Consider the following 21,883-nt stretch of genomic DNA (forward strand, 5'->3'; position numbering starts at 1 on the left):
TTAGCAAGATTCAAGAAAACAAAAACAGGAGCGCGAGGCGAACGTGAAGGTTTTGGTTGTTGGCAATGGGGCACGCGAACACGCCCTGGTATGGAAACTGCTGCAATCTCAACGCATTCGGCAGATAGTCTGTGTTCCTGGAAACGGCGGCACAGCTTCTCTGGATCGTTGTCAGAATCTCCCCTTAAGTGTTGATGATTTTGAGGGAATAGCACGATTTGCTCAAGTGAATAACATCTCGCTGGTGGTCGTCGGGCCTGAAGCCCCCCTGGCTTTGGGGATCGCAGATTACTTGCAACGCCAAAATCTCAAGGTGTTTGGTCCCACCAAAGCGGGAGCGCAAATTGAGGCGAGTAAGTCTTGGGCAAAGGATTTGATGCGGGAAGCGGGTATCCCAACCGCCAACTCAGAGGTGTTTACAGAGCCAGAAGCTGCAAAAGCTTATGTAGCAGCGCAAGGGGCACCGATTGTTGTTAAAGCCGATGGTTTGGCAGGGGGTAAGGGTGTTACGGTAGCGGCAACGGTGGAAGAGGCATACTCTGCGATCGCAGATTTATTCTCCAGTCGAGTCAAGACTGTAGTAATTGAAGAATACTTAGCGGGTCAGGAAGTCTCGGTTTTGGCGCTGTCGGATGGCTTGACCGTTCGCCAGTTGTTACCGGCTCAAGATCACAAACGCATCGGTGAGGGCGATACAGGGGCAAATACGGGCGGAATGGGAGCCTATTGTCCTGCTCCCATCCTGACACCTGCCCTGAGTGCGCGGGTTCAGAAAGAAATTCTGGAGCCGACTGTTGCCGCTTTAAAAGCGAGGGGCATCGACTACCGGGGTGTCCTTTATGCTGGATTAATGATTACCCCCCAAGGCGATCCGAAAGTTTTGGAATTTAACTGTCGCTTTGGCGATCCGGAAACACAGGCGATCTTGCCTTTACTCGAAACCCCTCTAGAAGACTTACTGGTTGCCTGCGTCGGACAAAAACTCGCTCAACAGCCTCCGATTGCGTGGAAATTAGGCGCTTCCGCCTGTGTCGTTGTAGCGGCGGGGGGTTATCCCGAAAGCTATAAAAAAGGTCACGTCATTACCGGCATTGAGCAAGCCGAGGCAGCAGGAGCAAATGTGTTCCATGCAGGCACTCAGAAGAAGCAGCAACAAGTGGTGACCGAAGGCGGTCGGGTGTTGGGAGTCACCGCCATTGGAGAGGATTTTGATGCAGCGATCGCTCAAGCATACGCGGCGATTAATTGCATTGAGTTTGAGGGGATGTACTACCGACGGGATATTGGTTATCGCGTCCGCACGGCAGGGAAACTTTAGCGTTTAACGTCATGTGCAACTGCAATCCAATCGCTCCTCGTTTCCAAAGCTCTGTAGCCTAAGCTAGAGAGTTTTGGAAAGTTGCACATCACGTAAATCTTTAAATTTCTTCAAAATCTTAGTCAAGCTGCATCCAAAGATACATGAGAGTTCCAGGGGGAACTTGAGAAAATAGAAGTGGATAAATATAATTGAGAAACGTTCAAAAATCCACCTATCCCTGGGAAGAATCCTCTACAATTTTTGATAAATCTCTAATTTTTACCATTTTTAGTGGCAAATTTACCTTGCTGGCTCTACTAAAAACCCTTCGAGAAGTTATTGCCCATTGGTGGTCGGAGTTTACTCTCCAGACGCGCCTGATGGCGGCTGCTACCTTAGTCGTCTCCTTGGTGATGAGCGGTCTGACCTTCTGGGCAGTGAATACAATTCAGCAGGATGCTCGGCTGAATGATACTCGCTTCGGGCGCGACCTGGGTTTGTTGTTGGCGGCGAATGTCGCGCCTCAGATTGCTGAAAAGAATCTGACGGAGGTGGCACGTTTTTCTCACCGCTTCTACAGCAGCACCTCCAGCGTGCGCTATATGCTCTACGCCGACGAAACTGGCAAAATCTATTTTGGAATTCCTTTCTCTGAGTCCGAGGTACAAAACTCGCTGACAATTCAGCGTCGGATTCAATTGCCAGAGGATTACGCTGATAATTCCGACTTACCAATGGTGCGGCAGCACCTAAGTCCGGATGGGGAAGTTACGGATGTCTTTGTTCCCCTGTCGCACGATGGCAAAAATTTAGGGGTTTTGGCAATTGGCATTAACGCCAATCCGACCGTGGTGGCGTCGTCCCATCTGACACGAGATGTCACGATTGCGGTATTTATTTCCATTTGGGTGATGGTGATTTTGGGCGCTGTTTTTAATGCCTTAACCATTACTCAGCCAATTAAAGAACTTCTCGTCGGGGTCAAAAATATTGCCGCTGGCAACTTTAAGCAACGAGTTGACCTGCCACTCGGAGGAGAACTGGGCGAACTGATTTCCAGTTTTAACGAGATGGCAGAACGGCTGGAGAGTTATGAAGAGCAAAATATCGAGGAACTGACAGCAGAGAAAGCCAAGCTAGAGACGTTGGTTTCTACGATTGCTGATGGAGCGGTGCTGATAGACACCAACTTTCAGGTGATATTGGTCAATCCGACAGCGCGACGAATTTTTGGGTGGGATGGCGTTGATGTAGTGGGATCTAACGCTCTTCATTGCTTGCCTTCTCCAGTCAACTTGGAGCTAGCGCGACCCCTGCATCAAATTGTTGCTGGAGAATGTGAAGGGGCAGAGTTTCGGGTAACGCTATTCCAACCGGCGAATCGCACCGTCCGCATTCTCCTAACGACCGTTCTTGACCAGTACCGGGAAACCATCAAGGGAATTGCGATGACGGTACAGGACATTACTCGTGAGGTAGAGCTGAACGAGGCGAAAAGCCACTTTATTAGCAATGTTTCCCACGAATTGAGAACGCCGCTTTTCAACATCAAGTCGTTTATTGAAACGCTCCACGAATACGGCGAAGATTTGACAGAAGAGGAACGTCGGGAATTTTTAGACACTGCGAATCGAGAAACAGACCGCCTGACTCGCCTGGTAAATGACGTTTTGGATTTATCTAGGCTTGAGTCGCACAAGCGCTATCACTTTGAGCCTGTAGATATTGCCCAACCTGTGGAGCAAACGCTGCGGACTTACCAGCTAAACGCCCGCGATAAAGGAATTGAACTCATCCAAGAGATTGAACCGAATTTGCCAGCAGTCTGGGGCAACTATGATTTGTTGCTCCAGGTGTTTGCTAATCTGGTCGGTAATGGACTGAAGTTTACTGAGACAGGCGGACGGGTGGCAATTCGCGCCTATTTGCTGGAGTCGAGGGATGAGCGGAGTCAAGGCGGAGTCTTCCCTTCCGGAGCAGAGGAACGCGGGAAAATTCCTGCAACGAACAATCCCAAATTAGTGCGGATTGAAATTTCTGATACGGGAATTGGCATCGATACAGAAGACCAAGAGGCAATCTTCGATCGTTTTTTCCGAGTAGAAAACCGAGTTCACACCCTTGAAGGGACGGGTTTGGGTTTGTCAATTGTTAGAAATATCATTGAGAAGCATCACACCAGGGTTCACTTGGTTAGCGAGGTCGGCGTGGGTACGACTTTCTGGTTTGACTTGACGGTTTTTCAAGAAGCAGCACCCGTTGAGGAGTTGCCTCTAAAAGAAGCAAAAGAAGCTTCAGGAACCAGTTCGGTTACGGCGAAGGTTGTCTAGATTATTTGCTTGCATAGAAAGCGATCGCTAAACTTACTACAATGAGACCGAATAGCAGCAACAAAGGCTGGTTTCGCTGGCACCAAAGCTGAAGCGAGTGACGCCAGCCGAGACTGTAGCGAGTGGCAGTCATCGGGTGAGATGCTTGAGAGCGATCGCTATACATCGTACATTCTTTGGCGTAAGGACGCTTGGAAAACGTACAGGTATCATCTTCGTGGTAAGTACAGGTATCGCACAGAAATTTCTCCCCCGTTGCTCGATGTAGGGGAATGCCAGGATGACCGTAGGCTTTTAGCTCGGTTCGGCAATAAGGACAGGTTGTTACCTGGGCATTGACGGGTTGATGGCACTTTGGACAGTTCGGCATGGATAGCAGCACGGTAATTCTAGGTTTCTATCCAGTCAGCAAGTCGCAATCTAAAAAGACCTCTAGATCCAGTTTAAGCTTGGGGAAACTTTCGGATTTGATATTCTGCTAACTGAACGATGGGAAAAGCCTCTCCCATCGCTTGGACAAACTGCTGCTCGATTTCTTCCAGGCGTTCTGATGGAACAGACTTCCACTGTTCCCGCGTCGCCCAGCGAATGACTAAAATGACCTCTGTTGGCTCGTTCGGGTTGAGCCAGACTTCTTTACCCAAAAAACCCGGACAGGTAGTAAGGAAAGCTGTCCAGATTTCGCCATCCTTCTGAATGTATTTTTCCCGCAGTTCGGGGGCGACTCTTACCTGAAGCCACTCAATTACCATGAGCTGGAGTATAAGCTGCTTTGAAGCTGTAAATAGACTCTTCAATCATCCATCAGACAGATTGATTTTGCCACGAGCAAAGTCTGGAAGATAGGCGGCAGTTGTTGAGAGAATGTCACAAAATAGAACTGTAGGCGAAAAATCGGTAAGATTTTAGCACCGCTTTATGATACGTGTTTAGCCGCTCAAAGTCGCGGCGGAGTGACAGGAAGGGAAAATGGATAATAACAACTGGCTTAAGCAGCTACTAATGATGGGTGTGGGGACTACGTCTTTGGTAGCCGACAAAATCCGCGAAGTGAGCGATGAATGGGTCAAGGAAGGCAAAATCAACCCCGATCAAGCTAAAGGAATGGTGGATGATTTGATGCAGCAGCTCAAGTCAGATCAGGGGAACTTGGAAATCCAGATGCAACGGCAAATGCGGAATATGTTGCAGGATCTGGGGGTTCCTCGCCAGTCGGAAATGGATGAACTGCGGGGACGCATCGACCGCCTGGAACGTCAGGTGCGTGACATGGAAAATAAGCTCTGGCGGTAAGTAAAGCTGATAGGATTGAAAATCTAGTGGGACAATCAATTTTGGATTTTGGATGGGGAATTTTGGATTAAATCGAAAATTCTCTCAATCTAAAATCTAAAGTTTTGAAGTCTTAGAGGTACGGAGAACGGATGAATGAGAGAAATTCTAATCAGCGTTGGGGTAATGTTTACCTGTGTGGTACTCCTGATTTTTGCTCAAGTTACCAGCAGCAATCAAGGGGATGCAAAAGCAGCTGAACTAACCAAAACTGAAACCACAGTTGTTGCAAAAACTCCCAGTAACGATCCTACTGCTGATATTACAAGGCTTATAACGATGAATACCAACCCAGGAAGTGATGAAACTGCCAGTGGCGAAGTGAAGACAACGCCTTCTGGTCTTAAGTACACTGAGTTAAAGGAAGGCGACGGAGCAACTCCTAAAACAGGTCAAACGGTGGTAGTGCATTACACCGGCACTCTAAAGGATGGCACGAAGTTTGATAGTTCGCGCGATCGCAATCAACCCTTCCAGTTCAAACTCGGCGTTGGACAAGTCATCAAAGGCTGGGACGAAGGACTCAGCACCATGAAAGTTGGCGGACGTCGCCAGTTAATTATCCCTCCTGAATTGGGATATGGCCCTCGTGGTGCGGGTGGAGTCATTCCTCCCAACGCGACTCTAATTTTCGACGTGGAATTGTTGGACATTAAATAACTAAATCCTCAATTTTTAGAACCCCGATTTCTTGAAGAAATCGGGTTTTTTTTCGCATAATCAACAAGAGTATAGGTTGAACTTCTTCTTGGTAGGAGAATATACAATTACTTGCTATGCAAAAATGTAGTATTTAAACAACATCCAGCGTAAATTCAGCGAGCACGATCGGCATTTACGTGACAAAATTCATTAGGAATGCCAAAAAGTGTGAGGAGAGACCGTCTTGAAACTGTTTCGTGCCCCTCTAAAATTTTGCCTCGCGGTGCTAGTTAACGCTTTAGCGATCGCTAGCATTGCCCAAGCAGCAGAATTTCCAACTGTGTCAGAGGAAACCGTTGATCCCTTTCTCCAGGATACTGACGCTCTAGTTGGGGCAGATACCGTTTCTCAGGGAACTGAAGAGACTGATGCGATGGATCGAGTCAGCAACGTGTCGCAGTTGCGAGATGTAGAACCGACGGATTGGGCGTATGAAGCACTGCGATCGCTTGTTGAACGTTATGGCTGTATTGCAGGATATCCGGATGGCACCTTTCGTGGCAATCGGGCGCTGAGTCGTTATGAATTTGCGGCTGGGATAAATACCTGCTTGCAGCAAATTGAGAAATTGATTGCTGCTAGTTCAGCAGATTTTGTCACCAAAGACGATTTAGGAACCTTACAACGGCTGATTGATGAATTTGGAACGGAACTGACGGCGCTGCGGGGTCGAGTGGATACTTTGGAAGCTCGAACAACCCAACTGGAAGCTCACCAATTTTCTACAACCACTAAATTAGGCGGTGAAATTATCACCTATGCAGGCGATGCTTTTGGTGAGAATGCTAGCGATGTAAATAACGCTACTCTCGGTCATCGGACTCGCATTGATTTTAACACTAGCTTCACTGGAAAAGACCGCTTAAGGACTCGTTTTCAAATCACTAATTTGAGGCAGTTTGACACTGGGGCAACATTTGGTGGCGGGCCAGATCCAGGCTTAACAGGTGAAACTCGATTTACTCCCAGTAGCGTATCTCAAAATAACGAAGCCAGAATTAGCCAGTTAGAGTATCGCTTTCCAGTCGGAGACAAACTCAAAATTTATATTGAAGCGGGTTCAATCGATCCGTCGTATGTAACAGATACAGTTGCTCCTTTTATCGATACCTCTACGGGTTCTATTTCTAATTTTGGTCAAGTCAATCCTGTGTATTTTCCTTTGGGAAATCGAGCAGGGATTGCAGCAAATTATGCCCTTAGCGAAGCCCTCAGTTTAGACGTTGGTTACTTTGGTGAAGACGCTCCTAATGGTCCTAGTAACCCTGGTAGAGATTCAGGTATATTTAATGGTGGTTACAGTGCTTTTGCCCAGTTGGTTTATAGTGGCGATCGCTTGAAACTTGGCTTGCTTTACCTGAACTCTTTTTCTCAAGCTTTTGGTGTCGATACTCTCGCAGGTAGCAATGCCGCCAAAGTCATCGATCTCACCGATCCTGATGGAAATCCTGTGGTCGGTAATGGTTATGGCGCACAAGTTAATTACCGATTTAGTCCCCGCTTTGAACTCGGTGGCTGGGTGGGTTACACAGCCGCCCGCGCTCTTGGTAATATCAAGGGGGATGCAGATGTCTGGAATTATGCGGTAACGCTGGCTTTCCCTGATTTGGGCAAAAAGGGAAATTTAGGTGGCATTGTGTTAGGGATGCAACCAAAGTTAACAGGGACTAGCAATCGTGCTTTAGCAGAGGCGATTGGTTTACCTCCCGGACAAAGAAGCGATCGCGATACCGGATATCACATCGAAGCTTTCTACAAATATCAATTAACCGAAAATATTTCGATTACTCCTGGTTTCTTTTGGCTAACAGCACCTAACCATGATGAGCGAAATCCCGATGCTGTGATTGGTGTGGTGAGAACGAGTTTCGTCTTTTAGAATCAAACAAACCTAACCTGCTGACTTTCTCCTCTTAGGAGAGGGGTAGAGGGAGGTGAAGAGGGTTTGGAGTAAGGTTAACAAACCTATGTTTTTTTATGAGCTTATTTATCATAAAAATTTTGAAAATGTAACTTTATGCAAGCAAAATATCATCCTTAAGATAGTAGAAATGGTCTTGTGGTTTGAGTGTTAAATATTTATACATTAAGACATTAAGGATTTACTAGCCATGCCAAAAAGGAAATGGCTTTTTGCCATCCTATTTTCTATTACATTATCGATAAGTTTACTTTTTGGGGGTTGGAGAAGCGATCGCGTCTTTGCACAATCGCCACAATATCAAGGTAAAAAATTTGTGATGGTCACGTCAGCGGACTATCCACCTTATGAATTTCGAGATACGGCTAGCGGTAGCGCTGATATTGTAGGTTTCGACGTAGACATTGCCAACTATATTGCTAAAGAGCTAGGGTTTCAACTTGAGATTAAAGATACAGATTTTAGCGGCATAATTCCGGCTGTGCAATCCGGTCGGGCTGACTTTGCGATGGCTGGGATGACACCAACAGCAGAACGGAGAAAAAATGTTGATTTTTCCGATATTTACTATGAAGCTAAAAATACAATTGTTGCTAGAAAAGGTAGTAACCTAACGACACCTGAAAGTTTAGCTGGAAAAAAAGTCGGCGTTCAATTGGGTTCTACTCAAGAAAAAGCTGCTAAAGAAATAAAGGGCGCGAATCTGGTAGCCCTTAATAAGACTGGTGAAATTATCCAAGAAGTTAAATCAAATCGTATCGACGCTGCAATTATCGAAGATACCATCGCTAAAGGTTTTATTGCCAATAACCCAGATTTAGAATTTAATACGGTTCCGAATACTGGGGAAGCAGGGAGTGCGATCGCTTTCGCCAAAGGTTCGCCTCTAGTCAATGACTTCAACCGCGTTCTGGGAGAAATGAAACAGAACGGGAAAATAGAAAGTTTAGTGACAAAGTGGTTTGAAAATAATGGAAAGACTGAAACTCCCGCCAGCAGTTCCAGCTTAGCTTTTGCTAAGATAACGCCTCGGATTCCTTTTATTCTAAAAGGAATATTAGTAACTCTCCAATTCACTGCTATCTCAGCAATTTTGGGCTTCATTTGGGGGACAATCCTCTCTTTATTTAAGATTTCTACCTTTAAGCCACTGGTTTGGTTTGCAACAGCCTACACCTCTATCTTTCGAGGGACGCCGCTACTATTGCAAATCGCTTTAGTTTATTACGCAACGCCTCAATTGATTGGGTACAATATTCCGGCATTATTAGCCGGTGTCATTACTTTTACTCTCAACTCAGGCGCTTACATTTCTGAAACAATTCGCGGCGGTATTCTTGCCGTTGATAAAGGGCAACAGGAAGCTGCTTTGTCTTTAGGAGTTCCCTACAGACCGATGATGCTGGATATTATCTTGCCACAGGCGATAAAAAATATTTTGCCAGCATTAGTAAATGAGAGTATTGCACTACTGAAAGACTCAGCATTAGTCTCTACAATTGGGGTAACTGACTTGTTACGCCGCGCCCAAATTGTGGGTGCAGAACAATATATTTATTTTGAACCTTTGCTATTTGCAGGTGCGATTTACTATTTAATGGTCATGAGTTTAACATGGGGGGGTTATGTACTCGAACGAAGATTACAACGCAGCAGTTAAGGTTGAAGATTTGCATAAATCTTTTGGAAACCTGAATGTTTTGCAAGGGATTTCGACTGAGATTGGACATGGGGAAGTTGTGGCGGTGATTGGCCCTTCGGGTTCTGGTAAGTCCACTTTCTTGAGGTGCATGAATTTACTGGAAGTGCCAACTTCGGGTAAGATTTATATACAAGGAGCAGACATCACCTCGCGGAAAACCGACATTATGAAGGTTCGTCAAAATGTTGGCATGGTGTTTCAACATTTCCATTTATTCCCTCACAAAACTGCCCTTTCTAATGTGACGTATGCGCCTAAAAAGGTAAAGGGCCTTTCTTCAGAGGAGGCGCGGCGAGAAGGAATGGAACTGCTGAATAAAGTAGGTTTATCAGAAAAGGCTGATGTTTATCCTTCTAAGTTGTCAGGGGGACAGAAACAGCGAGTTGCGATCGCGCGTTCCTTGGCAATGAAGCCAGATATCATGTTGTTTGACGAACCGACCTCCGCACTCGACCCGGAAATGGTGAAAGAGGTGCTAGAGGTGATGAAAGACCTCACCAAAACTGGTATCACAATGGCAATTGTCACCCATGAAATGGGGTTTGCGCGAGAAGTTGCCGATCGCATTTTGTTTCTTGATGGTGGAAAGCTGGCTGAAGATTCACCGCCTAGTAAGTTTTTTACAAATCCTGACTGCGATCGCGCTAAGCAATTCTTGGATAAAATCTTGTAAGAGATAATCGTTAGAGGCTGCATTCTTTCTGTAGACACTTCGGCTAATCTACCACGCTCCTCAGAAATTTAGGCAGCCTCATTCGCTCATTTGAGTAATAAACCAGTTAGTTTTTAAGCAATTGTTGTAGTTTCTGCCGTAGTTTTGCTGTCGTTTCTACTGTCTCTTCGTCTCTTACCCCCTTATTTACCCAAAGTTGATTGAAAAACTTCTGTATTTTTATATGGATAAGTAACTTAAATTACAAATACTAGTCTTGAAAATATATTTTTAACTAAATACTTCTGCTTCGATTACTCTTCATTTATCCTGAAATTAGTAGATACAAATTGACAGCGCTCTAAATATATCTTAGCAACTTTATCCATCGGATTATACCATAAGCAATCTTGAAAGAGTTGTGCAGCTTCATGAAATTTTTGATTTTTGTAAAATAACAAAGCTTTTTCAAATATTGTTTTTGCGCTTAATTTACCATCTTTTAATTCCGCTAAATCCCCATCGAATACTTCATAAACTGTTACTTCTTCGGATTTACCTTTTATTTTCACCCGATCGATAATGCGGATGAAGTAATCAGATGAATTTTGTAACTGTAAGAAAGTCTGATGACTGATTAATAATGACACTCCATACTCTTTCGTCAATCCTTCAATACGGGAGGCTAAGTTGACAGCATCGCTAACGACAGTGCCCTGCATCCGGTTATTTCCTCCCACCGTACCCAGCATCAAAGAACCCGTATTGATGCCAATTCCGATTTGAATTGGATGATAACCAGCTTGGGCGCGATGCTGATTATACTCGGCAAGATTATGTAGCATGGTAATGGCTGCTTTAATCGCATCATCTGCACTGCCGCTAAACAGCGCCATAATCCCATCACCGATATATTTATCAATGAAGCCATTATTCTCGGTAATAGCAGGCTCCATGCGGCTTAAAAAGGCATTAATAAATTGAAAATTGTCTGACGGCGTCATTTTTTCTGATAGTGCAGTAAAGTCTCGAATGTCGGCAAATAATACCGACATTTCCTGCTGCACTTGGTCGCCTAATGTGACATCAATAATGCTTTTTTTCTTCAAAAACTGAAGAAATTCACGGGGTACAAACCGCTCGTAAGCAGTGTTAAGTTGATAAAGTTGATCGATTAACTGAATTCGCTCTGCTTCTGCCTTCTTGCGTCGCGTGATATCTTGAAAGGCAGCGATCGCGTAGACAATTTCGCCCTTCTCATCAAAAATTGGCGTTGCCCACACCTCTATCGGGATAATCTTGTCTGCTTGGCGAACCTCCATATCATCAACAGTCGAGCAGGAGCCACTCAACGCCAGCGCTAGGGGCTGTTGGGCATTCGGGTACAACCGATCTGTCCCTGCCACATAAGCTTGATAAAGTTCTGGCAGTTGAGCGGTGGTGTCTTCCGGGACGATGCCCTTGCCGAGAAGCCGCTGTGCCGTATGATTGGCGTAGTAGGGTTTGCCCCTCGCATCAATCACGAAAACACCTACCGGCACGGCTTCTAGAAATTGAGCCAACCTTCTCTCGCTGGCACGTACTACCTCCTCTGCTTTGTGATGCAACTCAGCTTCCACCCTATCGGAATGTTCCGTAGTCGTCTCCAGCAAAATTTCCAAATCGATCTTATCTCTAGTAACGATTGTCAAAAGAGACTGGAGCGCGGCTTGACTCGCTTGTAGTGCTTCTTCGGTACGCTGGCGTTCGGCAATTTCGGCTTGTAGCTGTTGATTGGACTGATGCAGCTGAGCTTCAACTATATCGGAGTGTTCTGTTGTCGTCTCCAGCAAGATTTCTAAGTCAGCTTTTTTGTTTTTTAAGTCTTCCAATTCCCGTCGCAGATTTGCGATTTCTAAAAACAGCTGTTCCCTTGAGGGTTGTTCTTCTTGCATCGCCTTACGATTTGCACTTCGACGAAAATGAACTTATCTAGTTTTCAGTGCCAGTATCTTAGCCTTGTAGGAGTTTTTATGCCAATTCCAGCTGTAAAGAAGGCATTAGCCGCTGCAAATTTTTCAACGACTTACTTTGCCAGGGGATATTCTTAGAGCCTTGTACAATCATCTGCATACTTTCTTTTTGACGCACATTGATGACAAATTTCGACAGAACATTAATTCCCGAACTATTTAAAAATTCTAGTTCGCGCAAGTTCAAGGTAATTTTTGGTGGCTCTGAATCTACTAGATCGTTAAGTAACTTTACGATTGGTGCATATTCTTCCATTCCGCTAAGTCGAAGCGAACCCTGAAAGATCGCTGTTTCAGTAACCGAGTCGTACCAAATGCTGTAATCTTCGGTCTTAATTTCCATTACGCATCAACTCCTTGCATATTCTGAACAACTCGATAAGCTATACTGCCAACTGCACCATTGTGGTCACGGCGATCGCTTCCGGCTCCGACTCTTTTTGGATAGTCTCAAACTTCCAACCTAGCTTAGCCTGATAATCGTTCATCATTGTCAAAAAGCCTAGCCCAGATTCGCTCTCGCTCTCGTCTTCTGCATTTTTTTCTAGCTGGCGAAGATACAACTCGCTCGGGTCGCAGGTGGTTAACTCTGTGATAAATGCCTGAAACTTAGCGATCGCGCTTGGATTGATATTGTTCGTACCGAGGAATACCAGGCGATCGTTATGCATTTGCAGCCGAATACTAATAGGTTGCACTGATATATCATCGTTAAATTTCATCGCATTCTCTAGCAACTCATTGGCGATAAAACTAACAGCACTTTTGATCTCTGCTTTTGGATCGGTTTCGGTCGTATTTTTATTACCAGGAAAGAAAGTTGCAAAATAGTCAGCCATAAAATCAGCCGACAAACCATTATTGCGCCAGCGTTGCTTTAGGGGAATGGAGGTAGGCGAAAATACAATTGTTAAGCCTTCCTGACTGCTTGGTAGCTCGTCCCTAAAGTCTCCGAATATTTGAATCATATCCATTTGGTAGTTGGTAATTGGTAATTGGTAATTTTTTTGAGTTTTAAGTTTTGAACTAAAGTGCTTAGTACTCTCGCGTACAATACATTCTGCTCCTTGCTTCTTAAGTGCCTTTCCGAAAAGCGAAGAAAGGGAATATTAAACTCCTCCCTACTTTTCGGGCAGCGGCAGAGGTGGGATTAAACTGTACTGCATCCAAAAGAGAATTACTATAAATAATTTCTTTTAACTCAACATTCATTACCAATTACGCATTTTTGCTTGAACAACGCGAAGATGATTTGCTTGTACATTGGCTCATTGATTTGCCTGTGTAGAGCTAATCGGAATCTCAATGTAGAATTCTGTCCCTTGTCCTGGCTCAGAGATACATTTAAGCTGTCCCCCATGTTTTTCTACGACAATTTGATGACTGATAGATAGACCCAATCCGGTACCTTTGCCAACTTGCTTGGTTGTAAACAAAGGTTTAAACAAATGTTGCTTTGCCTCTTCTGAAATACCAACTCCATTATCTGTAATCCGAATCAAAATATGAGAGAAATTAAGCCCAAAGAATGAAGAAGCAACTAATTCATTTTCAGTTTTTATCCTTAGATTATCCTGCTTTATTTCCGTGCTAATCCGAATAGTAGGCACAAGGTTTTGATTTTTACTGAAAATTCCAGAAGCTATTGCTTCTTCTAGCGCATCAATGGCATTGGCAATGAGATTCATGAACACTTGATTAAGTTGTCCGGCATAACACTCAACAAGCGGGATATTTTCATATTCTTTAATTAATGTAATTCCTGGACGATTTCCGTTTGAATTTAAGCGATGCTTCAAAATTAGTAGAGTGCTATCAATGCCATCATGAATATTAAAAAGTGTCTTTCTGGATGTATCTGCACGAGAGAAGGTTCGCAGAGACACGCTAATTTGATGGATACGATCTATTCCTATTTTCAGAGAAGAAAGTATTTTAGGTAGGTCTTCTGCTAGGAAATCAACATCAATAGCTTGTGCCTCTGATTGGATTTCTGGTACTGGATTTGAATAATGCTGTTGGTAAAGTTTTAACAACCTAAGCAAATCGCAGGTGTAGTCGTAGACATAAGTGAGATTGCCAGATAAAAAATTAACTGGATTATTGATTTCGTGGGCAATTCCTGCGACTAATTGACCAAGAGAAGACATTTTTTCACTTTGTATTAATTGAACTTGAGCTTGCTGCAAATCGCGCAGCGATCGCGCTAACTGTTGAGCTTTTTCTCGTTCTCGCGCTTCGCTTGCCCTTAGAGATTGCTCAATCTGCTTGCGCTCAGTGATATCAATAATGGTTCCCTCGTAGTAGAGTAAGGTGCCGTTGGCATCACAAATCCCGCGAGTATTCTCGGAAACCCAGATGATGCTGCCATCTTGGCGATAAATTTGATACTCGAATCCTTTAACTTCACCCTGTTTGGTTAATAAAGCTAAGAGGTTCTTGCGGCATTTCGGGTCAACATAAACTTGATCTTTGATTTCTGGAATGCTACTCATCATCTCCTCAGGAGACTCATAGCCGTAAATTTTTGCCAGTGCCGGATTGACACAAATGTAGTGCCCGTCTAATGTAATCTGGAAAATCCCCTCAATGGCATTTTCAAAGATACTGCGATACCTCGTTTCCGCTTGTTGCAGCGCTTCCGCGGATCGCTTGCGCTCGGTGGTGTCTTGAAAGGCAGCAATCGCATAAGCAATATCGCCCCGGTCATCAAAAATGGGGGACGCCCACACCTCTATGGGAATTATTTTGTCTGTTTGATAAATCTCCGTATCGTCAACGGTTACTTTTTCGCCTCTCAACGCTCGTATAATTGGCAGGCGATCGCTGGGGTACAATTGCTCTGTGCCTGCGAGATAAAGTTGATAAGTCTCTGGCAATTCCTCGACAGTGGCTTCTGACATAATGCCTTTGCCTAGGATTTGCTGTGCCGTCTGATTGGCGTAGTAAGATTTACCGCTAGCATCAACCACGAAGACGCCCACTGGCAGGGCTTCCAGAAATTGTGCCAGCCTGCGATCGCTTTGTTTTCCCGCCTCCACTGCCTTGTCATACAACTGCGCTGCAACCGTATCCGAGTGTTCGGTAGTATTCTCCAGCAAGATTTCCAAGTCAACTTTTTCTCTTTTCAAGTCTTCCAATTCTTGGGACAAGCTTTCTATCTTTAAAAAGAGCTGTTCTGTTAATGATTTTTCTTCCTCAATTGCCATAAATTTTTATCTTTGCCAAAAAATGAATTATCCTAGCAAGGGATATTTTTAGAGTTTTGTATCACTATTTAAATATTCCCTTTCTTAGGGGCTTTTGTAACAAACTTTACAGAACATTTACTTACAAACTGGTTAAAACTTCTCGCTTCAGCAATTTGAGTTTGAGAGCGGCAGCAAACTCACGAAAGATAAAGTGCAAGTTCTATACAAACAGCGCAGACTACAGCCTTTGGTGTGAAGGCAATGCAAGCTGTTTTGCATCTACAACAGATAAGAACTCAAACTCGGCTTATTTCTGTTTAAGAATCAGCAAAGTGATGTCATCGTAAATTTTTTGCTCACCGATATGCCGTCGCAGATCCTCAATCACAGCTTGTTTAATTTCCTCAACGGTCTGTTGGCAGTTGCGGCTGACTATGTCGCACAGCCGATCTAACCCGTATTGCACCTTGAATCTATTTTCGGCTTCAGTAATGCCATCGGTGTACAGCACCACGACGTCCCCTGAGTGCAATTGCAACTGAATCTGGGCAACGAAATTGGTAATGTCTGCTTCTAGCCCAATCGGGAAGCCTAAATCAACCGTGTCCATCCGTTCCACCTGACCGCCGGAACGCACAACAATCATTTCTTCGTGTTGCCCCGTCAGGCGCAGCGTTCCCGCTTGGTAGTCCAGTAAGGAAAGGCTGAGATTTTTATCGGAACTCATCCGCTGCACATTGTGATAAATGGTTCGGTTGAGTACGTCTAAGAATCTCTTGGGGTCGGTTTCGTTGTTTTCCAGTAGCGTCCGGACTGCTGTCTGCACCATGATCGTTAAGACGCCGCTTTCGAGTCCGTGTCCGGTGACATCGCCGATCCCGATTTTGACTTTATCCTCATAATTGAGTACATCGTAGTAGTCGCCGCCTACCTCTTCGGCGGGTTCCATAAAGCTGGCAATCTCCAGCCCAGGAAGCGATTCAAGTTCTTGCTGTTTGGGCAATAGCATCTGTTGCAGTCGGCGCGTTACGGCTAACTCAGCGCTCATGCGGATATTGTCGGCTTGAAGACGTTCGTTGAGGGCAAGAATCTCGGCGTTGGCGTGAGCGAGTTCGCTGGTGCGTTCGTCAACTTTTTGTTCCAAAGTGTGGCTGTAATTCCGCACCGCCTCCTCAGCTTGCTGGCGTTCGGTAATATCGCGCACCAGTACCACATATTCTTGAAAGTCCTGATTGAAACGGTTAGAGACGGCTGCCTCAACGATGGTGGGATGTTGGGGCATTTTTAGGGTATGTTCGCTCCGACTCGACCAATTATCTGGCTGACCTGCCAAGGCGGGAAATATGTGGTTGAGACGACATCCTAGGAGATTGGGAGCGATCGCTTTTAATAGTTGCTCGGCGGCTGGGTTGGCTTGCCGAATAACGCCCTTTTCATCGACGACGAGAATCCCGTCAATGGCAATATTAAACAAATGCTCAGACTGTTCTCTGGCTTCGACGATTGCCATGACTTGGGGCAAACTTGTCCAGCAAGCGATCGCTACCCCAACAAAGGCAGCGATCAGCAGCATCACCACATAGAGATTGTTGCCATTCTGACCCAGGTCTACCGCCCCAATTCTGGCTCTAAACATCCAGCTAATCGTGGCAGCGCTACAGATCAGTAAGATCAGGATGACTACCTGAAACCCTACAAAATCGGATATTTTAGTTTGCGATCGCCCTCGGTAATGCTGAATCCACCAAGCAGCATGAAAGGGTGCCCACCGGATGCGGCGTATCACTTGATCTGCTGCCAAAATCCCTAGGGGAAATAGCAACCCAATCAAGAAGTCTTTCCAACCCCAAGCCAAACCCCCAACCGCTAAGACAACGACTTCCAGCAAAAAGAAGACCCCCGACCACCAAGGCAGAAATACCTCCGGTCTCTTTCGGCGCAGCCACAGTGCTAAATGGACCGACATGATAGACACAAACCAGCCGGTGTTACTCACCACCGCAATCCGGGCGACATCCCCCCAAGCTAGACAAATGAAAGTGAACAACAACGTCAGCACCAAAGCGGGACCGAATACACCCCGTCGGGACACCACAGCGAACACGGGAGATAAATGTCCGTCTGTAGCAAGTTGGTACAGCATTCGGGGACAGTTGGAAAGCACCGTCGCGCAACTCAGAAGCGACCCAGCAGCCAGAAAAAAGGTAACGATGATCGCTGCCGACTGTCCCCAGAACGGCGTAGAAACGGCTAACAAATTTAAGAAAGTGTCACTGCCCAAACCTGGGTCAGTGGCTAAGCGCATCAGTACCCAGGAACCCCCCAGAAAGATGGGCGGCATGATCCAACAGGAGATACTTAGAAACCGCAACGTTTCATCAGGGCGTCGGCTATCCGCAACAAATGCAGACGCAGATTCACAAGCGTAGGTCGTGTAGGTGACGAAGAATAACCACTTCGCCCAATCTACAAAAGAGGGAGGCGACCAACTGGATGGGAAAAAGCCAGGACTTGCTGGGGAAATGGCTAACCAGCCGATGCCAAATAGACAAAAAGCGAGTAAAAGTCCAATTGCCGGGATAACAAAAAATAAGTGCAGGATACTTAAAGCGCGGGTGCCGCTAAACGCCAAAATAAACGCGATCAGCGTCAAGCCAATTTTCACAAGAGTATCGGGACAAGTAATTCCTAAAGGCTCCAGGTTTACCTTAATGAGTTCTGTAAGGACAACCACGTTAATCGCCAGCGTCGAAACCCAGCTGAAGAAGTAACCAACTGCTGCGTAACGGGCTAACCCCGGATAGTGCTTTAGCAATCGGGTGGTATAGTTGGGCGTTCCTCCGGCTACGTCAGGAAAATGCCTGCCTAAGCGTTTTACTTGCAGGTTTAGCAAGATGCCAAGGATCGTTCCTGGCAACCAGACAAAAATAGCCCCCGTACCGAGAGCAATGTGCAGTACGGGGGCTATGGCAGGCCAAGAGATATGAGCCGTTACACCAAAGCCCCACGTTTCCAGAGAGCTAAGACTGCGGGGTAAGCGCGGGGCTGAGTACTGATTCGGAGGCGCAGAGTCTATGATTGTCGGCAATGGTGTTGAGGTCATCAGGTTTATTCGGATTTTTGTCTCAATTTATTTTTAAAGCTTGACAATGAGAGCGATCGCGCTATTTAGATTTCCAGGACATTAATTGCAGTAAGATACTTTTTTTAATTTATATGTCGAACTATTCCTATTTGAGTCCTGGCATGATGTCATCGTAAATTGTGCGCTCTGCAAATCTTCGCAGGTTTTCAACACAACGCTGTTCTCGCCAGTATTGCATCCTAGACCTGTTTTCGGCTTCGGTAATTTCATCGGTTATCTTAATTTATCTTCTCTAGAGATACTTGCCTATCTATTCATCGTTGATTTCATAGTTGATTGTTATTGGGATAGTCGTGATGAACCCCAAACTAAAAACTTTCTATTTGAATCAAATCTTTGAATTTGATTCAAATAGAAAGTTTGATGATTAGGTGATTCATATCCTTTCGCTTTATATCTCCAACTGCAACCCTAATTGAGTATTGGTCAGGGTTCTGCTATGTAGCATCACCAGAGAAAGTAGTATTCGTTTGATTTGATAACTACGTTTTTTTTGAGAATTCACACGTTGTAGACATGCTTTCCAAAAAAGACTTTTACAAAGTGTTAAATCCTTGGAATAGGCGATTTAAGGAGCGCCCGACGGTTCGACTGGACGAATAATTGCTGGGGTAGCAGATTCTTCGGGTTGAAAGATTGCCTGAAGTGCTTCTTCTAGAGTTTCTGCCATAACGATACGGTTTTCGTAAGCGACAATCACTCTCACTAATGTTGGTAGACTATTTTGTTCTGCTTCTAGATAAAGAGGTTCGACGTAGAGAAGCGATCGCTCAATCGGAATTACTAACAAATTACCTTGTATTGCCCTGGAACCCTGCCGATTCCATAGAGAAATCTGCTGAGAAATAACCGGATCTTGGTTGATTAAAGCTTCGATTTGCTCTGGGCCATAGACCAACTCCTGTTTGGGAAACCGATAAAGCAACAGCTTGCCGTAATTCTCCCCATCGGAACGCGCTGCTAACCAGGCAATTAAATTGTTACGTTGGGTGGGTGTAAAAGGAAGCAGCAGAATAAATTCTTCCTCCTGGGCAGTTGGCAGTCTTGTGATCAAGTAGTAGGGTTCTACGGGTCGCGGTTCGCTGCCATAAATCTCAGTCGGAACCTGCCACTGGTCTTCCCGGTTGTAGAACACCTGGGGGTCGGTCATGTGATAAGTCCGCAACCGTTCCGACTGAATGTTGAAAAAGTCCACTGGATAGCGGAGATGGCTCCGCAGGGAAGTGGGCATTGCATTTAATGGTTTTACCAGGTCGGGAAAGATAGCAGTCCAGGAGTTAATAATCGGGTCTTGGGGGTCGGCAACGTAAAAATTAACCGAACCGTTATAGGCATCGATAACGACTTTGACAGAGTTGCGGATGTAATTAAATTGGTTTTCGCCAGGATCGGAGTAAGGATAGCGATCGCTTGTTGTATAAGCGTCAATAATCCAGTAAAGGTAATTTTGCTCCTTGGATGCATCGGTCTTGGCAACCACTAAGTAGGGGTCGCTGTCAAACCGCAAGAAAGGCGCGATCTTCTGAACTCGCTGTGCAATATTGCGACGAAACAACAGCTTGGTTTGCGGTGTGAAATTCCGCGTAAACATCATCTGCCAGTCTTTCAAATACTCGGCAAATAAAAGACGCCGCCACCACGAACCGATGGAGACGCCGCCAGTACCATCGTAAGTGTTATAAACATTCTCGTTGCCACTGGGATAATCTAACTCTTCGACTGTCGTTGGCGTCATCACATAAGTATTCGTGAGTTCGCCGTAGTAAATCCGGGGTATCCCAATCGGAATGCTGACTCGAATGCGTTCGCTGGATACATTTAAGGCATTGTTATCACCAGAATCCGCACTCGTTCCAATATCTTTAACAAAGTAATCTGGCAACCCACCTGCGCCAACTGTATTCACAGGGCTGAGGGTAAAGCCATAACCGTGAGTGTAAACTAAATGTTTATTAACCCAAGTTTGAGCTTCTTGGGGAACGGCATTGTAATCTAATTCTCTTGCTGCCAGAATCACCTGTCGCTTTTCTGTCCCATCGCTTTGTGCAGATGCTTCTAGCTTCAAAGTATACCGATCGATATCGGCGTCAGGAAATTTGTAGTAAAGCCGAATTTGTTGCAGTTGGCGATTTGTTTGTAACAGGGGACGTGTATCCCAAAGGCGAATATTGCGAATCGTCAGTTCATTTTGCTGGAGGTCTACGGCAGTAAGATTTGCTTGAGGGTCGAAGGTTTGAACGTCAATATTCTCTAAATTAAATGCTTCCCTCGTATAGGCAATACTGTGTTCAATATAGGTTCTTTCTCGCACCAACTCATTGGGTTGAACAATGAGGCGTTGCACTGCGACAGGTAAGCCAATTAAAAATAAAAAATTGAAAGTTGAAAATCCCAACAAACCAATTTTTAATTTAAAAGTTTTAATTTTTAATTGAATTGTCTGCCAAAACAAAAGCAACGCGATCGCTAGTAAAAATACGCTCAATCCGGTATACAGTGGCAATCGCACGGTGACATCGGTGTAACTGGCACCATAAGTAACGCTGGTGGTGGAATACAACAATTGATACCGCAATAACCAATAACCGAGAGAGAGAGCAGCACATAGGCAACCGCTGAGTCCGTACAAATGGCGCATCTGGGATTTGGAAAACCCTAGAAATCTTCCCTCACTAAAACTATCTCCAGATAGCAAATATATTAGAGTGACTGCTGCAAAACCATACAAAAATAGTCCAAAAAACCAAAATTCTAGTAACTCCCAAACAGGCAACTGAAATACATAAAAGCTGATATCTCGTCCAAATAAGGGGTCAACACTGTTAAAACTGGTGGGATGAAAATACTGTAAAATTCTCGCCCAGTGGCTTGATAGCACCAGTCCAAAAAATAAACTGAGGACAAGCGCGATCGCAGTTAACAAAAACTGCGGATAAATCAACACCAGCGCCGCCGATACCAACACCACGACAACCTGCCAGATGCTAGAGAGCATCTTTCTACCCATCTGCCAGATCAAGTCAGGCTGAAACCAAACTGGCAACAGAGGAGATACACTTGGCAACCCGACCTTAGAATGCCAATAACTCGTGGCTATTTGACTGTAGTGCAGCAGCATCAACCCGATCGCTAAACTAAGTACTCCTAGCAAAGGCAAAAGCGATCGCAATTTCAGTGCTGAGGACTGAGGACGGATCGAAGAAAAAGATTCTCTTTGGTACTCTTCACTTAAGACTTTATCTCCCCTAACTCCCGCACCAACGCGCTGCTTCTCTAGAAAAAAGTGAGAATCAACCTCCCCCTTTTTAAACCCTGTTGGGGGGATCTCTTTAGAATACTTAAGACGATGGGCAAGATATAGATTACCTAGTAAAAAGCCAGCGGTGACGATAAATGCGATCGCCCCCAACCCCGCCTGAGTGCTTACCCTGAGAAGAAACGCCGGTAGATATCCGACTTCCTGGAACCAAAAAACATCTGCTACTAGGTAAGCGACTAGATCGAAGGCTAGCCACAGTCCTAGTAGCAGTAAAAGTCCTGGAAAAATTCGATTCATTATTCATTGTTCGTTGTTCGTTGTTCATTGTTCATAGAAG

15 protein-coding genes are annotated in these 21,883 nt (G+C 45.1%); 7 read left to right on the forward strand and 8 right to left on the reverse strand.

All coding sequences use genetic code 11. The features are described 5' to 3' along the window. Nucleotides 1-43 precede the first annotated feature (43 nt). Together purD and nblS are read left to right on the forward strand one after the other, a co-directional pair. Nucleotides 44-1,318 carry a phosphoribosylamine--glycine ligase gene (gene purD / locus NDI33_RS03210; RefSeq protein ID WP_190674199.1) on the forward strand — a complete coding sequence of 425 codons (1,275 nt, stop codon included), beginning with the start codon at nt 44-46 and terminating at the stop codon, nt 1,316-1,318. A 287-nt stretch (nt 1,319-1,605) separates the two neighbouring features. Further along, complete coding sequence (nblS, locus tag NDI33_RS03215) at nt 1,606-3,630, forward strand: two-component system sensor histidine kinase NblS (RefSeq protein ID WP_190674659.1); 2,025 nt, start codon at nt 1,606-1,608, stop codon at nt 3,628-3,630. Nucleotide 3,631: 1 nt separating this feature from the next. On the opposite strand, the gene NDI33_RS03220 is transcribed toward nblS, so the two are convergent. Together NDI33_RS03220 and NDI33_RS03225 are read right to left on the reverse strand one after the other, a co-directional pair. Then, nucleotides 3,632-4,000 carry a zinc ribbon domain-containing protein gene (locus NDI33_RS03220; protein ID WP_190674201.1) on the reverse strand — a complete coding sequence of 123 codons (369 nt, stop codon included), beginning with the start codon at nt 3,998-4,000 and terminating at the stop codon, nt 3,632-3,634. A 73-nt stretch (nt 4,001-4,073) separates the two neighbouring features. Further along, nucleotides 4,074-4,382 carry a TIGR03792 family protein gene (locus NDI33_RS03225; RefSeq protein WP_190415429.1) on the reverse strand — a complete coding sequence of 103 codons (309 nt, stop codon included), beginning with the start codon at nt 4,380-4,382 and terminating at the stop codon, nt 4,074-4,076. A 217-nt stretch (nt 4,383-4,599) separates the two neighbouring features. Here NDI33_RS03225 and NDI33_RS03230 point away from each other — a divergent pair, with 217 nt between their 5' ends. The 5 genes from NDI33_RS03230 (at nt 4,600) to NDI33_RS03250 (ending at nt 9,960) form a co-directional block, all read left to right on the forward strand. Continuing rightward, on the forward strand, nt 4,600-4,923 hold the full coding sequence (locus NDI33_RS03230; protein WP_190674204.1) for a phasin family protein: 324 nt from the start codon (nt 4,600-4,602) through the stop codon (nt 4,921-4,923). A gap of 135 nt (nt 4,924-5,058) precedes the next feature. After that, on the forward strand, nt 5,059-5,622 hold the full coding sequence (locus tag NDI33_RS03235) for an FKBP-type peptidyl-prolyl cis-trans isomerase (RefSeq protein WP_190674206.1): 564 nt from the start codon (nt 5,059-5,061) through the stop codon (nt 5,620-5,622). A 226-nt stretch (nt 5,623-5,848) separates the two neighbouring features. Beyond that, on the forward strand, nt 5,849-7,543 hold the full coding sequence (locus NDI33_RS03240) for an iron uptake porin (protein ID WP_199302352.1): 1,695 nt from the start codon (nt 5,849-5,851) through the stop codon (nt 7,541-7,543). Nucleotides 7,544-7,775: 232 nt separating this feature from the next. Beyond that, nucleotides 7,776-9,245 (forward strand): ABC transporter substrate-binding protein/permease, encoded by a 1,470-nt coding sequence (locus tag NDI33_RS03245; protein WP_190674210.1) that lies wholly within the window; start codon nt 7,776-7,778, stop codon nt 9,243-9,245. Next, on the forward strand, nt 9,211-9,960 hold the full coding sequence (locus tag NDI33_RS03250) for an amino acid ABC transporter ATP-binding protein (protein WP_190674212.1): 750 nt from the start codon (nt 9,211-9,213) through the stop codon (nt 9,958-9,960). Before NDI33_RS03245 ends, NDI33_RS03250 begins: the two co-directional genes overlap by 35 nt. Before the next feature lie 293 nt (nt 9,961-10,253). Here the strand turns inward: NDI33_RS03250 and NDI33_RS03255 are convergent, their stop codons facing one another. The 6 genes from NDI33_RS03255 to NDI33_RS03280 all read right to left on the reverse strand — a co-directional run bounded on the left by NDI33_RS03255 (nt 10,254) and on the right by NDI33_RS03280 (nt 21,843). Further along, nucleotides 10,254-11,873, reverse strand: coding sequence for an adenylate/guanylate cyclase domain-containing protein (locus tag NDI33_RS03255; RefSeq protein WP_190674215.1), 1,620 nt, complete (start codon nt 11,871-11,873; stop codon nt 10,254-10,256). A 76-nt stretch (nt 11,874-11,949) separates the two neighbouring features. Next, the gene (locus NDI33_RS03260) at nt 11,950-12,294 is read right to left on the reverse strand and encodes a hypothetical protein (RefSeq protein WP_190674216.1); all 345 of its coding nucleotides are present in this window, start codon (nt 12,292-12,294) and stop codon (nt 11,950-11,952) included. A 40-nt stretch (nt 12,295-12,334) separates the two neighbouring features. After that, entirely contained in the window at nt 12,335-12,919 is a 585-nt protein-coding gene (locus tag NDI33_RS03265) for a DUF6272 family protein (RefSeq protein ID WP_190415728.1), read from the reverse strand. A 300-nt stretch (nt 12,920-13,219) separates the two neighbouring features. Next, a complete protein-coding gene (locus tag NDI33_RS03270) occupies nt 13,220-15,160 on the reverse strand; it encodes a PAS domain S-box protein (protein WP_190674218.1) in 1,941 nt (646 codons plus the stop codon). Between the two features lie 289 nt (nt 15,161-15,449). Beyond that, nucleotides 15,450-18,245 carry a SpoIIE family protein phosphatase gene (locus tag NDI33_RS03275; protein ID WP_190674220.1) on the reverse strand — a complete coding sequence of 932 codons (2,796 nt, stop codon included), beginning with the start codon at nt 18,243-18,245 and terminating at the stop codon, nt 15,450-15,452. A 610-nt stretch (nt 18,246-18,855) separates the two neighbouring features. Further along, a complete protein-coding gene (locus tag NDI33_RS03280) occupies nt 18,856-21,843 on the reverse strand; it encodes a UPF0182 family protein (RefSeq protein WP_190674223.1) in 2,988 nt (995 codons plus the stop codon). Nucleotides 21,844-21,883 lie beyond the last annotated feature (40 nt).

This window comes from Trichocoleus sp. DQ-A1 (assembly GCF_039961955.1).
Classification (GTDB): domain Bacteria; phylum Cyanobacteriota; class Cyanobacteriia; order Cyanobacteriales; family FACHB-T130; genus FACHB-T130.

Bases quoted from the DNA above. Each gene is read 5' to 3' on its own strand.
- NDI33_RS03220 (WP_190674201.1), bottom strand. From the start codon at position 4,000: ATGCCGAACTGTCCAAAGTGCCATCAACCCGTCAATGCCCAGGTAACA.
- NDI33_RS03225 (WP_190415429.1), bottom strand. From the start codon at position 4,382: ATGGTAATTGAGTGGCTTCAGGTAAGAGTCGCCCCCGAACTGCGGGAA.
- NDI33_RS03230 (WP_190674204.1), top strand. From the start codon at position 4,600: ATGGATAATAACAACTGGCTTAAGCAGCTACTAATGATGGGTGTGGGG.
- NDI33_RS03235 (WP_190674206.1), top strand. From the start codon at position 5,059: ATGAGAGAAATTCTAATCAGCGTTGGGGTAATGTTTACCTGTGTGGTA.
- NDI33_RS03245 (WP_190674210.1), top strand. From the start codon at position 7,776: ATGCCAAAAAGGAAATGGCTTTTTGCCATCCTATTTTCTATTACATTA.
- NDI33_RS03250 (WP_190674212.1), top strand. From the start codon at position 9,211: ATGTACTCGAACGAAGATTACAACGCAGCAGTTAAGGTTGAAGATTTG.
- NDI33_RS03255 (WP_190674215.1), bottom strand. From the start codon at position 11,873: ATGCAAGAAGAACAACCCTCAAGGGAACAGCTGTTTTTAGAAATCGCA.
- NDI33_RS03260 (WP_190674216.1), bottom strand. From the start codon at position 12,294: ATGGAAATTAAGACCGAAGATTACAGCATTTGGTACGACTCGGTTACT.
- NDI33_RS03265 (WP_190415728.1), bottom strand. From the start codon at position 12,919: ATGATTCAAATATTCGGAGACTTTAGGGACGAGCTACCAAGCAGTCAG.
- NDI33_RS03270 (WP_190674218.1), bottom strand. From the start codon at position 15,160: ATGGCAATTGAGGAAGAAAAATCATTAACAGAACAGCTCTTTTTAAAG.
- NDI33_RS03275 (WP_190674220.1), bottom strand. From the start codon at position 18,245: ATGACCTCAACACCATTGCCGACAATCATAGACTCTGCGCCTCCGAAT.
- NDI33_RS03280 (WP_190674223.1), bottom strand. From the start codon at position 21,843: ATGAATCGAATTTTTCCAGGACTTTTACTGCTACTAGGACTGTGGCTA.